Origin of the sequence: Paenibacillus chitinolyticus NBRC 15660 (assembly GCF_000739915.1) — a bacterium.
GTDB classification, from domain to species: Bacteria; Bacillota; Bacilli; order Paenibacillales; family NBRC-103111; genus Paenibacillus_F; species Paenibacillus_F chitinolyticus.
Genome location: NZ_BBJT01000010.1, coordinates 186,717 through 201,486 on the forward strand (window position 1 = coordinate 186,717; position 14,770 = coordinate 201,486).

16 protein-coding genes are annotated in these 14,770 nt (G+C 54.8%); 13 read left to right on the top strand and 3 right to left on the bottom strand.

The genetic code is table 11. From position 1 onward, the window contains the following. The first annotated feature begins 11 nt into the window (after positions 1-11). The 4 genes from PCH01S_RS22280 to PCH01S_RS22295 all read left to right on the top strand — a co-directional run bounded on the left by PCH01S_RS22280 (position 12) and on the right by PCH01S_RS22295 (position 3,087). Positions 12-740 carry an amino acid ABC transporter ATP-binding protein gene (locus tag PCH01S_RS22280; RefSeq protein ID WP_042233203.1) on the top strand — a complete coding sequence of 243 codons (729 nt, stop codon included), beginning with the start codon at positions 12-14 and terminating at the stop codon, positions 738-740. 58 nt (positions 741-798) lie between these two features. After that, positions 799-1,650, top strand: a complete 852-nt coding sequence (locus PCH01S_RS22285) for a transporter substrate-binding domain-containing protein (RefSeq protein ID WP_042233205.1) — start codon at positions 799-801, stop codon at positions 1,648-1,650. Between the two features lie 76 nt (positions 1,651-1,726). Continuing rightward, positions 1,727-2,383 carry an amino acid ABC transporter permease gene (locus PCH01S_RS22290; protein ID WP_042233207.1) on the top strand — a complete coding sequence of 219 codons (657 nt, stop codon included), beginning with the start codon at positions 1,727-1,729 and terminating at the stop codon, positions 2,381-2,383. 50 nt (positions 2,384-2,433) lie between these two features. Next, positions 2,434-3,087, top strand: coding sequence for an amino acid ABC transporter permease (locus PCH01S_RS22295; protein ID WP_042233210.1), 654 nt, complete (start codon positions 2,434-2,436; stop codon positions 3,085-3,087). A 129-nt stretch (positions 3,088-3,216) separates the two neighbouring features. Here the strand turns inward: PCH01S_RS22295 and PCH01S_RS22300 are convergent, their stop codons facing one another. Continuing rightward, the gene (locus PCH01S_RS22300) at positions 3,217-4,389 is read right to left on the bottom strand and encodes a M20 family metallopeptidase (RefSeq protein ID WP_042233212.1); all 1,173 of its coding nucleotides are present in this window, start codon (positions 4,387-4,389) and stop codon (positions 3,217-3,219) included. A gap of 240 nt (positions 4,390-4,629) precedes the next feature. Here PCH01S_RS22300 and PCH01S_RS22305 point away from each other — a divergent pair, with 240 nt between their 5' ends. Then, on the top strand, positions 4,630-4,941 hold the full coding sequence (locus tag PCH01S_RS22305) for a hypothetical protein (protein WP_042233213.1): 312 nt from the start codon (positions 4,630-4,632) through the stop codon (positions 4,939-4,941). Between the two features lie 70 nt (positions 4,942-5,011). Beyond that, the gene (locus tag PCH01S_RS22310) at positions 5,012-5,665 is read left to right on the top strand and encodes an SGNH/GDSL hydrolase family protein (RefSeq protein WP_042233215.1); all 654 of its coding nucleotides are present in this window, start codon (positions 5,012-5,014) and stop codon (positions 5,663-5,665) included. A 39-nt stretch (positions 5,666-5,704) separates the two neighbouring features. Here PCH01S_RS22310 and trhA read toward each other — a convergent pair whose 3' ends face one another. Beyond that, positions 5,705-6,340 (bottom strand): PAQR family membrane homeostasis protein TrhA, encoded by a 636-nt coding sequence (trhA, locus tag PCH01S_RS22315; RefSeq protein WP_042233218.1) that lies wholly within the window; start codon positions 6,338-6,340, stop codon positions 5,705-5,707. 324 nt (positions 6,341-6,664) lie between these two features. Here trhA and PCH01S_RS22320 point away from each other — a divergent pair, with 324 nt between their 5' ends. The 5 genes from PCH01S_RS22320 (at position 6,665) to PCH01S_RS22340 (ending at position 10,792) form a co-directional block, all read left to right on the top strand. Next, the gene (locus tag PCH01S_RS22320) at positions 6,665-7,480 is read left to right on the top strand and encodes a transporter substrate-binding domain-containing protein (protein ID WP_042233220.1); all 816 of its coding nucleotides are present in this window, start codon (positions 6,665-6,667) and stop codon (positions 7,478-7,480) included. Between the two features lie 147 nt (positions 7,481-7,627). After that, positions 7,628-8,317, top strand: a complete 690-nt coding sequence (locus tag PCH01S_RS22325; RefSeq protein ID WP_009672909.1) for an amino acid ABC transporter permease — start codon at positions 7,628-7,630, stop codon at positions 8,315-8,317. After that, entirely contained in the window at positions 8,310-9,032 is a 723-nt protein-coding gene (locus PCH01S_RS22330) for an amino acid ABC transporter ATP-binding protein (protein ID WP_042233222.1), read from the top strand. The genes PCH01S_RS22325 and PCH01S_RS22330 overlap by 8 nt, the downstream gene beginning before the upstream one ends. A 47-nt stretch (positions 9,033-9,079) precedes the next feature. Further along, on the top strand, positions 9,080-9,928 hold the full coding sequence (locus PCH01S_RS22335; protein ID WP_042233224.1) for a DegV family protein: 849 nt from the start codon (positions 9,080-9,082) through the stop codon (positions 9,926-9,928). A 15-nt stretch (positions 9,929-9,943) separates the two neighbouring features. Then, the gene (locus PCH01S_RS22340) at positions 9,944-10,792 is read left to right on the top strand and encodes a DegV family protein (protein WP_042233226.1); all 849 of its coding nucleotides are present in this window, start codon (positions 9,944-9,946) and stop codon (positions 10,790-10,792) included. A 269-nt stretch (positions 10,793-11,061) separates the two neighbouring features. On the opposite strand, the gene PCH01S_RS22345 is transcribed toward PCH01S_RS22340, so the two are convergent. After that, positions 11,062-13,245 (bottom strand): HelD family protein, encoded by a 2,184-nt coding sequence (locus PCH01S_RS22345; RefSeq protein WP_042233228.1) that lies wholly within the window; start codon positions 13,243-13,245, stop codon positions 11,062-11,064. Positions 13,246-13,507: 262 nt separating this feature from the next. On the opposite strand from PCH01S_RS22345, the gene PCH01S_RS22350 reads away from it, so the two are divergent. Then, positions 13,508-14,068, top strand: a complete 561-nt coding sequence (locus tag PCH01S_RS22350; protein ID WP_042233230.1) for an MOSC domain-containing protein — start codon at positions 13,508-13,510, stop codon at positions 14,066-14,068. Positions 14,069-14,102: 34 nt separating this feature from the next. Beyond that, positions 14,103-14,606: a metallophosphoesterase family protein gene (locus tag PCH01S_RS22355; RefSeq protein ID WP_042233232.1), complete on the top strand. Its 504-nt coding sequence runs from the start codon at positions 14,103-14,105 to the stop codon at positions 14,604-14,606. The last annotated feature ends 164 nt before the right edge of the window (positions 14,607-14,770 follow it).

A 14,770-nucleotide genomic window follows, 5' to 3' on the forward strand; every position in this document is an offset into this window, starting at 1 on the left:
AGGGGGATGCCATGATTAATTTTACGAATGTCAACAAGTATTATGGATCATTTCACGTGCTGCAGAACATCAACCTCGAAGTGCAGAAAGGCGAAGTCGTCGTTGTCATCGGCCCTTCGGGATCGGGCAAAAGCACGATGCTGCGCTGCATTAACCGGCTGGAAACGATCCAGCAGGGGGAGCTTACGGTGGAAGGCGTTCGCGTGAACGACAAGAAAACCGACATTAACAAGCTCCGGCGAGAAATCGGCATGGTATTTCAGCATTTCAATCTCTATCCTCACAAAAAAGTCATCGAGAACATCACGCTGGCTCCCGTTAAAGTGCTGGGGCTCTCCAAACCGGAAGCGGAGAAGCGCGCGATGCTCTATTTGGAAAAGGTAGGAATTCCTGATAAAGCGCAATCTTTTCCATCTCAGCTTTCCGGCGGACAGCAGCAGCGCGTGGCGATTGCCCGCGGGCTTGCCATGGAGCCGAACATCATGCTGTTCGATGAGCCGACTTCCGCGCTCGACCCCGAGATGATCGGAGAAGTTCTCGATGTGATGAAAACGCTGGCGAAGGAAGGAATGACGATGGTCGTCGTCACCCACGAAATGGGCTTTGCGCGTGAAGTGGCGGACAGGGTTGTTTTTATGGACCAGGGCCAAATCGTCGAGGAAGCGCTTCCGAAACAATTTTTCGAGAATCCGCGGGAAGAACGCGCCAAATTGTTCTTGAGCCGCCTGCTTGCGCATTAACTGATTAAGGGATATACGGTTTACCAATACAGAAGCGAGAAAAGGAAGGGGTCTACTTATGAAAGTTTGGAAGCCTTTTAAAATCGGCATGATTCTGCTTACCTTTATTCTGGTACTGGGCGCCTGCGGCAAAACCAAAGATAACGGCGGATCGACTCCGGGCGGCTCCGCCGCGCCGACGACGGATACGAAAACGCTCGATGCGATCAAGCAGCGCGGAAAGTTCGTAGTCGGCGTCAAATTCGATACAAACCTGTTCGGGTTGAAAGATCCGGGAACGGGCCAAGTCAACGGTTTCGATATCGACATCTCCAAAGCGATCGCCAAAAAGCTGCTCGGTGACGAAACGAAAGTCGAATTGAAAGAAGTGACTTCCAAGACGCGGATTCCGATGCTCCAAAAAGGAGATATCGACGCTATCATCGCAACGATGACGATTTCGGAAGAGCGCAAAAAAGAAGTGGATTTCACGGACGTCTATTTCAAGGCGGGCCAATCTCTGCTCGTTAAAAAAGGCAGTGACCTCAAGTCGATCGACGACGTCGTGAAGAAGAAGGGCGTTAAAGTCCTGACCGTAAAAGGCTCCACTTCCGCGAAAAATATCCGTGCCAAAGCCCCGGACGCGCAGGTACTGGAATTTGAAAACTACCAGGAAGCGTTCACGGCTTTGAAATCCGGCAAAGGGGAAGCTTTGACGACGGATAACGCCATTCTCTACGGAATGACGAAGCAGGACCCGGGCTATGAAGTCGTAGGCGGCACGTTCACGGATGAGCCGTACGGCATCGCAGTCCGCAAAGGCGACGCGGAATTCACGAAAGCGGTCAACGACGTTCTGAAAGAACTGAAGGACAGCGGCGAATACGCGAAAATTTACGAGAAATGGATCGGCGAGAAACCGGCCGAGTAAAAAGGTGCGGGATAGGCGGCCAGCCGCTTGTCCCGTTTTCTTCCAGGATATCGTTAATTAGACGGAACAGATCGGGGTGCTGCCGGTGGATTTAAGCATAATTGCAGAGAATTGGGACAGATATATCGAAGGATTCGGCAATACCGTGATGGTCAGCCTTCTCTCGCTCGTACTCAGCTTCCTGCTGGGGACGCTGGTGGCCGTGCTGCGGATCTCGCCTTTTAAAACGCTGCGGGCGATTAGCGGGGTATATGTGGAATTCGTGCGGAACATTCCGCTGCTGCTGATTATTTTTTTCTTTTACTACGGGTCTTCCGAGTTCGGCCTTTCGCTGGACGGGTTTACCGCGGGTACGATCGGTTTGACGATTTATACGTCCGCGTTTATTGCGGAGGCGATCCGAGCTGGCATACTGGCCGTTCCCGCTGGCCAGGCGGAGGCGGCCCGTTCTTCGGGTCTTTCCTACGGGCAGACGATGATTCACGTCGTTCTTCCCCAGGCGATCAAGATTGTGATCCCTCCTCTTGGCAATCAATTTCTGAACTTGATCAAGAACTCATCCATACTTGGCGTTATCGCGGGCATGGATCTCATGTATTTCGGGGATCTGATCAATTCCGATACGCTCGATACGTTTAATGTGTATATCGGGGTCGCGCTTTTCTATCTGGTGCTGACGATACCGCTCAGTCTGCTGGTTCAGTATCTCGAAAGAAGAATGGCGCGCGCCTAATCGGTTCCGGACGGGACAAGATCCGGTGAATGTCAAAGTGGGGTGTCGGAATGGATTTCTCAGGTGCGTACAGCGCGGATAATTTGATGTTTTTGTTAAAAGGGTTTCTCGTAACGCTGGAAATGGCCGTTATCGCCATTATTTTAAGTTTTGTCATCGGCAGTCTGATCGGGGTCATCCGTTACTCGAAAATCCCCGTACTCAGCCAGCTCATGGCGGTTCTCGTCGAAGTGATCCGGAACCTGCCGCTGCTGCTCATTATTTTCTTCGTCTACTTCGCCGTGCCGGAAGTGACCGGTGTGGAAATGAGCATTCTGACGTCCGCGATCATTTCCTTGACGATTTTCGAATCGGCGATGATTGCCGAAATCATCCGCGGGGGTCTCAACTCCATCGACAAGGGGCAAATCGAGGCGTCCCGCTCCTCCGGGCTAACTTATGTGCAGACGCTTTGGCACATCGTGTTCCCGCAGGCGGTGCGCCGGATGGTTCCGCCGATCGTCAGCCAGTTTATTTCACTGCTGAAGGACACGTCGCTTACCGTTATCATTGCGGCGCCGGAGCTGATGCACAACGCGCAGATCATCAACGGTTCTTCCCAGAAGTTCATCGTTCCGATCTTCCTGCTCGCCGCGCTGATGTATTTCGTCGTCAACTACTTCATTTCCCTGTTCGCTCAGCGCTTCGAGCTGAAGAGGACGTGACACCGCGCAGGCCTTATGGCTCGCGGACTCGCATAATTCCGGCTTCGGCCGGACGACAAAGAACCCGCTGTGCCGGTCCCGGACCGGTTTACAGCGGGTTCTTATGTGCAGGAGGACCAACCGCGGAGCTTAACGCGCCGAACGTGTGCGCTCGAATTCGGCTTTGATCTCGGCCAGCAGCGCCGGGTCCGTGATCACGTCATAGGCGGTGGCCGCCAGCATCTTGGCGGCCAGGATCATGCCGTCCAGCGCACGCTGCTTCATCGCGAGATCGCGGAATTCCGGCGTGTGGAGCAGGTGCTTCTCTTCAATGACCTTCATATACGGGTGAATCGTCGGGCAGTGAAGAGAGACGTTCCCGAGGTCGAGGGAGCCGTGGTCTTTGCCCGTCTGGATCATGTCTTCGGTAATGCCTGCCGAAGACAGGTTGCGATTGAACACCGCCGAGAGCGTCTCGTTCGTGTTCAGCTCGTCGTATGAGTACTCGTAGTTCGAGGTGGTGAGGGTGCAGCCGGTTTGCAGAGCGGCCCCCTCCGCGCATTTTAGTACCTTCGCCGCGACTTCGTTCGTGTACGCGCGGGAAGAGGAGCGGACATAGAACTGGGCGACGGCATAGTCGGGAATAATGTTCGCGGCCTGGCCGCCTTCCGTAATAATTCCGTGAATGCGCACATCGCTGCGGAGCTGTTGACGCAGCGCATTGACGGAATTGAAGAGCATCAGTACGGCGTCCAGAGCGTTCACGCCCTCGTAAGGGGAAGCGGCGGCATGGGCGGCCTTGCCGAAGTACTCGAACTGGATGGCATCCAGCGCAAGCGATTCGCCGGAGCGCTCATAGGTATAATAAGGATGCGCCATCAGCGCGAAGTCCACGTCATCGAACAATCCCGCGGCCGCCATGGGGACTTTCGCCCCTTTGGTTTCCTCGGCGGGCGTTCCGTAGACGCGGATCACGCCTCCCGTCTCGTCGATGACGGATTTAAGCCCGACGGCCGCGCCGATGCTCATCATGCAGATGAGATGATGTCCGCAGGCATGGCCCAGCTCGGGGAGGGCGTCGTATTCCGCCAGGAAGGCGACAGTCGGTCCGGGCTTGCCCGAGTCGTACACGCCGATGAAAGCGGTCGGAATGTCGAGCACGGCCCGTTCAACCGTGAAATCGTGCCGCTCCAGCTCTTCGATCAGCCGGGCGCAGGCCAGAAATTCTTCATGGCCAAGCTCGGGATTTTGCCCGATATAAGTTGAGATCGCTTGAAATTCCGGCGTGTGGAAATCGATGGTGTTATAGATACGTTCCTTCATGGCGGTTCTCCTTATGTATGTAAGTGGTAGGGGCGGCGCCCCGTCGTTATCTTTCGGATGTAAGTCTATTGTAATACAAACTCGGACCCGCTACCACTTCCGGCTCCTTTGCGTTACAATAAAGCACGGAAAGCGCAAAGTCTGCGTTTGCTGCAATTAATGCATCTTCCGGAAGGAAATTCCATCGAAGGGAAATTTCATTCGGCGAAGATGTTTACATAGCCCAGAGGAGGATGTTTTATGAATAAATACGGATCGGATAACTGGCAGGATCACCGCTTTACTCTGGCCTGCAAAGAAGTCGAGCGCAGAGGACAGTGGCTGGACATCTATCTGGCGCTTCACCCCGAAGAAGGAGAAACCTTGCCGGAAGAACTGTACGATCCCAGCGTGTACGTCATCTGCAATCTCGAAGGAACGATCGTTCAAATCATCCTGCTGGATGAAGGCTGCGACTGCGAATACCAGTTTACCCCGGGCGAGAAAGAGAAAATTGCCCGTTTTCTCGAAGAGCATTGCTCGGCGGAAATGAATTCTCTCCTACTGCGCTAGAAAAGTAGAGACCGGCAGGCCGGCTCCGGAATATACTGTCTTACAGACGTAAGCGACAGGAGGGGCCGCCATGGGAAGAGCATTACGCTATATCGCGTTCGGAGATTCGCTGACCGTCGGTACGGGCGATCCGACGCGGGAAGGGTTCACCGCAAGATACCGCGGCATGGCAGAAGCGGCGCTGGGACGAAGCGTAGTTCTGCGCAATGCCGGTACGAACGGCGCCACATCGGGCGAGCTGCTGCAGTACTTGCGCAACGAGGGCGATTTGCGGCGGGGGCTGGCGACCTCCGATATCGTGACGATTACGGCCGGAGGGAACGACCTGATCCGCTCGGCCATGCCATATCTGAAGAGCCGCGATACGGGCGTGCTGAAGCGCAGCCTGCGCACATTCGGGGGCAACCTGCGCCAGATCGTGCGCTATACCCAGCTTCCGGTTCCGGCCGGCAAGTCGCCGCTGGTGATTCTCGTCGGATTGTACAATCCGATTTCCATGCTGCCGGAGGCGGAGTTCTGGATCAAGCGCTTCAACCAGCAGATGGAGAGGCTCCAGTCGCGCACGGTCCGGTACGTGGACGTGTATTCGGCTTTCAAGGGAGCGGAGAGCCGCCTGATTTCCGACGATCTTTTTCATCCGAATGCGGAAGGATACAAGCGGATTGCGGAATGCATCGCCCAGAGCGTCCCGCTCACTTCCCTTGCCGGAGGCGGCGGGCATTAAAAAAACAGTGAAGCGGCTGCCTCACTGTTTTTTTTCGGTTTACGCGGGGACGGGCAGGACCTGCATCACGGCGAAGAAGTGACAGACGCTGCCTCCGATGACGAACGAATGCCAGATCGCATGGTGGTAGGGAATGCGCCGCCACAGATAGAACACCGTTCCAACCGTGTAGAGCAGTCCGCCCGCGACGAGCCAGATGATGCCGTATGCCGACAAATGCTCGGCCAGGGGTTTAAAGGCCAGGACGATCAGCCAGCCCATGCCGATGTAACAAACCGTCGAGAGGACGATAAACCTTTTGACGAAGAAAATTTTGAGCACGATTCCGATAAGGGCGAGTCCCCATACGATGCCGAGCAGGGTCCATCCCAGCACTCCCCGCAGCGTAACGAGCATAAAGGGGGTGTAGGAGCCGGCGATCAGTACATAAATAGCGGAATGGTCCATGATTTCGAAAATGTCCTTCAGCCTTCCTCCGGGAGCGCTGTGAACGAGCGTGGAGCACAGATAGAGCAGAATCAGGGAAGTGCCGAAAATGCTGAAGCTGACGATATGCCAAGTGTTTCCGTATGTGGTTGCCTGAATGACGAGAAGAACCAGAGCGGCAATGCTCAGCAGGGTGCCGATTCCATGCGAGACGGCGTTCGCGAATTCTTCGCGCGGTGAATATTCCATAGGGATTACCTCCAAGCTATCCGGGACCGGATGCCCAATTTTCTGGCTAATGACTACTTAGACGCGGTTCCCAGGCAAACCCCTTCAACGCTTTTAGCTGTTTTTGCGCTCATTTTAGATGGAACTTTTAACCAGAGGGGTGTTACAGGTGCGTCTAAAGACTCAGAATCTGCATAAATATGCAGGTTTGAGGCCCTATATACGCTGAAAAAGCATTTTCATAAAGCATCTTGCATAAAAGAAGCGAGTTCGGTATACTAAAGCATGTTCTTTTTCGAATTGACCTTGCGTTAATAAACTACATTGAATAAAGGAGCACTTGCCATGAAAAAATGGGGACTGACACTAATCGCCCTTGTACTGACAATGAGCCTCATTGCTGCATGCGGCAAAAAAACCGAAACACCGAAAGATGCAGCCGGCGGCGCCCAAACAACAGCACCTGCCAAGAAGCTTATCCTCGGGACGAGCGCGGATTATCCGCCGTATGAATTCCACAAATCGACGAACGGTAAAGACGAAATCATCGGTTTCGACATCATGATCGCCAAAGAAATCGCGAAAGACATGGGAGCCGAGCTGGAAATCAAGGACATGAAGTTCGACGGTCTGCTTCCTGCTCTTCAATCCGGCAACGTGGATATGATCCTTTCAGGCATGACCCCGACGGAAGAACGCAAGAAGAACGTTGATTTCTCCAAAACGTATTACACCGCGAAGCAGATGATCGTTGTCCGCGCGGAAGACAAAGACAAGTACAAGACGATGGACAGTTTGGCGGGCAAGCGGATCGTCGTTCAGAAAGCTTCCATTCAAGAGACGGTAGCCAAAGAACAAATCAAGGACGCCAAAATCAAAACACTAAGCAAAATTACCGACATCGTCCTTGAGCTGAAAAACAAGAATGCCGACGCCGCGATTATCGAGCTTCCGGTTGCGACTTCCCACGTAAACCGCGACAAAAGCATCGTGATTGCCGAAGCGACTCCGAAGGTTGAAGAAGCGGGTTCCGCGGTTGCTTTCAAGAAAGGCAGCCAGGACAAGATCGACCTGGTGAACAAGACGATCGACCGTCTGCTCGCCGAGAAGAAGATCGATCAGTTTGTAACCGATGCTTCCTCCCAGGTAGAATCCGAGTAAGCTTGACGTAATCGGACCGGTAACTGCAATAAATGTGAGATAGCGGAGAACCCTCCGCTATTTTCTTTTTTCAGGGATGGTCACACGGGAGTTGGAAATTGTATAATTAGCGGTGTCCATCCGCATTTAAGGAGGAGTTAACAGCCCATGAATTTTTCATTTTTAAACGAATACGGGCATTATTTTGTGGACGGAACGAAGGTTACGCTGCTTCTGTCCGTGATTACTGTCATTTTGGGAGCGATTTTCGGGACGGGCATGAGTCTGCTTCGTTTGTCCGGTATTTGGCCGCTCCGGTGGCTGGCTACGGCGTATATCGAGTTTTTCCGGGGAACGCCGATCATTATTCAAATTTTTCTCGTCTATTATGCGCTGCCTCAGTTTATTCCAGACTTTCATTTTCCTCCGTTTCCGTTTCTCGAAGAGTACGGCGGAGAGTTCACCGCAGCCGTCATTACGCTCGGACTTAACAGCACGGCCTATGTGGCTGAAATTATGCGCGCGGGCATCCAGTCCGTGGACAAGGGGCAGATGGAAGCGGCACGCTCCCTCGGGATGAAGCCATGGATGGCGATGCGTCTTGTCGTGATTCCGCAGGCGTTCCGCACCGTACTGCCGGCGCTCGGAAACGAGCTGGTCGTCGTGATCAAGGAAACGTCGATCGTATCGGTCATCGGCCTCAACGAACTGATGTTCAACGCGGACACAGTCAAAGGAAGCCTGTCGCTTCCGTTCGAACCGCTGATCATCGCCGCTTTTATTTATCTGGTCATTACCCTGACGCTGTCCAAACTCGTCGGAATGCTCGAAAGGAGGCTGACGAAGTCGAATGCTTAAGATTACGAATCTTCATAAACATTTCGGGAAATTAACCGTACTGAACGGAATCGATATCGAGATTGAAAAAGGCGAGGTCGTCGTTGTCATCGGGCCTTCCGGCTCGGGCAAAAGCACGTTCCTGCGCTGTCTCAACCTGTTGGAAGTGCCGACCGACGGCGAAATCCTCTTCGAGGGTATTTCCATTACGAACAAGAAAACGGATATCAATTCCGTCCGTCAGAAGATGGGCATGGTGTTCCAGCAGTTTAATCTGTTCCCCCATCTGTCGGTCAAAGATAATATTACGCTTGCTCCGCGCAAGTTGAAAAAAATGTCGGTAAGCCAGGCGAATGAAACCGCGGCCGATTTGCTTCGTAAAGTAGGATTGGCGGAAAAAGCCGACGCTTATCCGGCCCAATTGTCCGGAGGACAGAAGCAGCGGATCGCGATCGCCCGCGCGCTTGCGATGTCTCCCGACGTTATGCTGTTCGATGAGCCCACCTCCGCGCTCGATCCCGAGATGGTCGGCGAGGTGCTCGATGTCATGAAAAAGCTGGCGAAAGACGGCATGACCATGGTCGTCGTTACGCATGAAATGGGATTTGCCCGCGAAGTAGGCGACCGCGTCGTCTTCATGGACGGGGGCGTCATCGTCGAACAGGGCAGGCCGGAAGAAGTGTTCTCGAACCCGCAGCATGCCCGGACGAAGGAATTCCTGGGTAAGGTGCTGTAAGCGAGATAGAACGCGAAATTGTTACTGCAGAGCAGGGAGGAAGTCTCGTGGCGCCCATTAAAATTTTTACGGACAGCACGAATGATTTAAATCCGCACTATTTGAAGGAAAACGAAATTGGTGTCGTTCCCCTTTATGTCGTCTTCGGCGACGATTCGTACCGGGACGGGGTGGACATTACACCGGAGGTCCTGTACCGGAAAGTCGAACAGTCGGGCAAGCTGCCCAAGACGGCGGCTCCGTCGCCGGCCGACTTCGAGAAAGCGTTCCGGCCTCATATCGAGCAGGGCTGCGATATCGTCTACATCGGGCTTTCTTCCGAAATTTCGTCGACTTATCAGAATGCCGTTTTAACGTCCGATCTCTTTCCGGAAGGACGGGTAACCGTCATCGATTCCCGCAACCTGGCTACGGGCATAGGCATTCTGATCTGCAAAGCCGTGGAAGCGGCCAAACAGGGACGCAGTGCGGCGGAGATCGAAACCCTGGTTAAATCGTTCATTCCGAAAGTGAGTACCGAATTCATTATCGATACGCTGGATTATTTGCATAAAGGCGGCCGTTGTACGAGTGTACAGGCTTTTTTCGGGAGCCTGCTGAAAATCCGCCCGGTTGTGCAGGTCAAGGACGGTTCCATGATTCTAACTTCCAAAGTGCGTGGTAAGAGGGAGAAAGCGCTGGAACAACTGGTGGACAACGCGCTGGCTTTCAAGCACGAGATGGACCCGGATGTCCTGTTCGTCACGCATTCCTTGGCGCAGGAGGAAGCGGAGCTTGTACGTGCCCGTCTTCTGCAGGAAACGGGTGTCAAACGAGTTGAGATTACGGAAACCGGATGCGTGATTTCCAGCCATTGCGGTCCTCAGACAGTGGGCATCGTATTTATTAAATCTTAGAAATGAGGGTACTTCTTGACGATCAAGATTATTACGGACGGAACTTCCGATTTGCCTCAGGAGCTGGCCCGGGAACTAGACATCACGGTCGTTCCCCTGATCGTCCGTTTCGGCGACAAGGAAATGACTTCAGACATGAGCAGAACATTATTCTATGAGCTGATGAGGCAGGAGCCCGCGCTTCCTCAGACGGCGAGTCCCGCCCCGCATGCTTTTATGGAAGAGTACCGCAAGGCTTCACAAAGTGACATTCTGGTAGTCTCTGTTTCGTCTAATCTTAGCAGTACCTATCATCATGCCCTTATGGCGAGGGAACAACTTATGGAGGAAGGCTATTCCGGCCGGATTGAAGTGCTGGATTCCCGCACGGCTTCTCTGGGACAAGGTCTTCTTGCCGTAAAAGCGGCCAAGCACGCGAAAGAAGGCATGCCGTTCGAAGAGCTGACAGCCCGGATGAAGGAAGAAGTCAAAAGCCATCATACGTATTTTTTCCTGGATACGCTTGAAAATGTCATAAAAGGAGGCCGCCTCGACCGCGTCCGCGGTGCGGTGGCTTCGGTGCTGAACATCAAGCAGATCATGAAAGCGAGCGAAGAAGGCACCCTGGAGCCTTTCGAGAAAGTGCGTGGTACCCAGAATGCGATCAAGCGTCTGATCGAACGGGTGAGCGAGAAGGTGAGCGAAACCCGGCACGATCTGGAGCGGTGCATCCTCGGCATTGCGCACAGCAACTGCGAGGACCGCGCCCGGGACGTGAGAGATCAGCTGCTCCGGCTGTTCCCGTTCGGGCAGGTTGTGATCACGGAGATGGGGCCGGTCATCGGCACCTACGCGGGAGAGGGCGGCATTCTTATCAGCTGCTGACAGCTGACGGGACGAGGATGTTTATCCGCCTTGCGGCCCCTGAATGAGCCCGCTTCTCCACATATGCACGGAAATGAAAAAAAGGCTGTTTACCGGTCCATGGGACCTGTAGACAGCCTTTTTTTGTGCGCATGACGCATGACCGGATGTGACGGCGCAACTGTTCGCCTTCGCCACCATGCACGCGAATGCCGCGCCGGCGCCGCAGCGCCGTGGTCGACGTCACCGTGTCACCGTAAAAGACGCCGACCTCGCCGAGCGTACCTTCCTCAAGAACCCGCGTTGTCTTCCCCGGGAAGCTCACGCGTCACGATCTCGGGATCGTCGACGTTGACGAGCGGGGAAGGCTCGCCGTCGTAGAGCACCCACAAATCGTGCAGGGCGCGGGTACAGCCCACATAGAGCAGCTTGGCGTCCTGAGCGTCGGCGCCGTAACGGAGCGGGTCCGCATCCGTCAGGATGGCGGCGTCGAACTCAAGCCCTTTCGTCAGGTAGACGGGCACGACCGAGATCCCGCCGGCGTACTGCTTCTGATCCGCCGTGATTCTGCTGGCCGCAAGGCCCAGCTCTCCAAGCTGCGCGTGCAGCCGCACGGCGTCTTCCTCGGTGCGCGTAATCACGGCCACCGTATCGTAGTTCCGGCGGAGAAGCCGCTCAACCGCGTCGCGAAGGAAGAGGCTTTCCCGCTCCTTCTCTACGCGGAGCACCTTGACCCGTTCGCCGGACCGGAATACGGGAACGGCGAGGAGGCCGGCTCCGACTCCGATGGAGAGGACGTGGTTCGCGAAACGGATAATCTCCATCGTGGAGCGGTAGCTCCGCTCCAGTTCGAAATAAGCGGTTTCGTCTTCCCCGAAGAGCGACGTGAGCTCGGCCCAGTCCTGCGTTCCCCGGTAGGCGTGGATTCCCTGGGACAGGTCGCCCAGAATCGTGAAGGAATGCTGCCGGGTGTACTGGTCGAGCACGGCAATCTGGAACGGCGAAGCGTCCTGCGCTTCGTCGATGACTACGTGGTCGAACCGTTCCGAGCCTTCGATGCCGTGAAGGGAGGCATGGATAAAGACGAGCGCCGGGAGATCCTCGTGGCGCACCTTCTTGCGGCGGAAGGAGGCCAGCGTATCCTTCGCTACGGCTTCGGGAATCCGGCCGCGCAGTTCTTCCGTCATCCAGACGGCCCCGGATTTGGGATCAAACACGGCTTTGTAGAACGACAGCGCATCGAGCTCCGGCCAGCCTTTCAGATATGCTTTCAGCCGCTGGGTCGATTTGGTTTTCCGTTCTTTTTTCTGCTTGGCGTCCCAGACTTTGTCCAGTTCCATCGTTATCCAGCGTTTGATCCGGGCGACGACCCGCTCTCTGCGCTTGGCGGGAGGAAGATGTTTGTATTCTTCGTTGTACCAGACGCCGATCGTTTCGGCCGGGAGCGTTTTTCCGTCCCATGGGTGAAAAGGTTCCTGCGGCAGACAGGTCCGCGCGTAGCCGTCAAAGCAGCTTTCCAGGAAATCCCTGAAGGCGACGGAGCCTTTCCAGCGGCCGGAAACTTCGTCGTTCAGCGGCGGACGCTTGGAACCGAGGGCAAACCAGACGGCACTTTCGTCTGCCGGATTCTCCAGCGCGAAGGAAAGTCCGGTCAGCTCGGTGGCCCAATCCGCAAACGTGCTCTGACGGATATGTCCGACGCCGAGCTCCGGGAGAACCCCGGATATATAATCGAGAAACATGGAGTTCGGTGCGAAAATGATCATATTTTCCGCTTTAACCTGGTCGCGGTATTGATAGAGCAGAAAAGCGAGACGATGGAGAGCGACGGTCGTCTTGCCGCTTCCGGCGACGCCCTGAATAATAAGGGCCGCGTTTTTGGCCGAACGGATAATTTTATCCTGCTCCGCCTGGATCGTGGAGACGATATCGCGCAGTTTATTGTCTTTGTTCTCGCCGAGCCGGTACAGCAAAAACTCGTCTCCGCCCGCTCCGGACAGAAGATCGCTGTCCCGCTCGTACGTATCGACGACCCGTTGGAGAATCTGCTTGCGGATGACCAGGTTTCTTTTTAAATATACCAGGCCTTCGACAAGGCCGTCGGGAGATTCGTACGCCGCTTTCTCGTCCCCGCCCGTGTAGGAATAAAACATACTGGCCACCGGCGCCCGCCAGTCGATGACGTGAGGTTCTCCGCCGTTCTCGTCGTCGACGCCGAACTTGCCGATGTAGAGAGCGGACTTACCGGCAGCGTTTTCAGGCTGAAAGTCGAGACGGCCGAAATAAGGTTCGTCCGATGCCAATGCAAGCGACTGCCGGCTGCTTTCGCGTACGGCTTCCAGTGCCTGTTCCGTGAAATCCGGTCCCCGGTACACGGGAACGGCCTGCAGTTCCGCCAGTCTCCGGTTGACGTCCGCCAGGATGGCATCCAGCCGGTTTTGTTCCTCTTGATAGGCACTTTGATTCTTATCCAAGATCAGTTACCCCCTAAGATCAGATTTTGAACATGAAGAAATAATATATCATATCCGGCAAACAATGGCAACAACGCCGGGCATGGCGGACAGGATCCTGCACAGCATAAACTGAAGGTACGGACAGACGGTCTGCCGGAGGCGGCAAGCCCGAGTTTCTGGCAGGATCATCCTTGTGATATAATGACTGCATATTTTCAGAGAACCACATCATCTAAAGATGAAGCTTAAGTTCTCCGAACCGAATCTGGAGTGAGCAGCCATGAAAAAAGGAAACGAACAACTAGCCGTCATGACCGGTCTTCTTATTGCGGACAAGCCGGGGACGTTTATTACGCGCCATCTCGATTGGGCGGAAATGCAGTTCGGAGGATTAGTCGGAGACCGGCATTTCGGAGTGACCAGCAAGGCCGACGTCCGCCAGCCGATGTATCCGCGCGGAACCGAGATCATGAACCGGCGTCAGATCAGCATCGTGTCCGAGGAGGAATGCGAAGAGATTGCGGCCGCTCTCGGCATTGAACGCGTCGCGCCCGAGTGGCTGGGAGCGAACATGGCGCTCAAGGGGCTGGAACGTCTGACCGCACTGCCGCGGGGAACGAGAATTTTGTTTCCGAGCGGAGCGGGACTCGTGTGCGAGGGAGAGAACGAACCGTGCGTCCATCCCGGTAAGGTGATCGCCGAGCAGACGGGGAATCCCAAGCTTGCGGGCAAGTTCGTCAAAGCCGCCTGGAACCGCAGAGGAATCGTGGCTTCGGTCGAGAGACCCGGCATCGTATCCGCGGGGGACGAGGTAAGGATTCTTTTTCCGGACGAATTGTAAGCTGATACTTGCCGTTTGAAAGGAGTTTTGCAGCATGAAAATAGGAGTATTGTCCGATACGCATATGAGACCAACGGCAGGCAAGCTGCCCGATGCCGTTCTGAAGGGTCTGGAAGGGGTCGACCTTATTCTGCATGCCGGAGACTGGACCAGCCCGGAAATTATCGAGTGGGTGGAGAGGATTGCGCCCGTGGAATCCGTCGCGGGGAACAATGACGGTCCGGACATTGTAAAGAGATTCGGATACAGCAAGCTGATCGAGGCCGGCGGGCTCACCATCGGGCTTGTCCACGGGGACCGCGGCCGGGGAAGATCGACGGAGCAGCGCGCCTTGTTCACTTTTCAGGCCGACAATCCGGATGTGATCGTTTTCGGCCATTCGCATATTCCGTATTCGGAACGGATCGACGGCCTGCTTCTTTTTAACCCCGGCTCGCCTTGGGATAAGCGGTGGCAGCCCCGGTATTCGTTCGGGTTGATCGAGACGGACGGGGAAAAAACCGAAGCGAGGCATATTTTTTTCGATTCCCGGGAATAGCCGGGCAGAGACTGTGAATGACGGCAGAGAGCATGACAAACGGAAGGAAAATAAGGACGGCTGCGGTAGATGTAACGGGTTCCGTTTTGAGGTGCAAAAGTTGTGACTGACAAACATATTGACGTGCCATCTGGCACGTCTTTTGTTTTCTATGGCTTTGATAT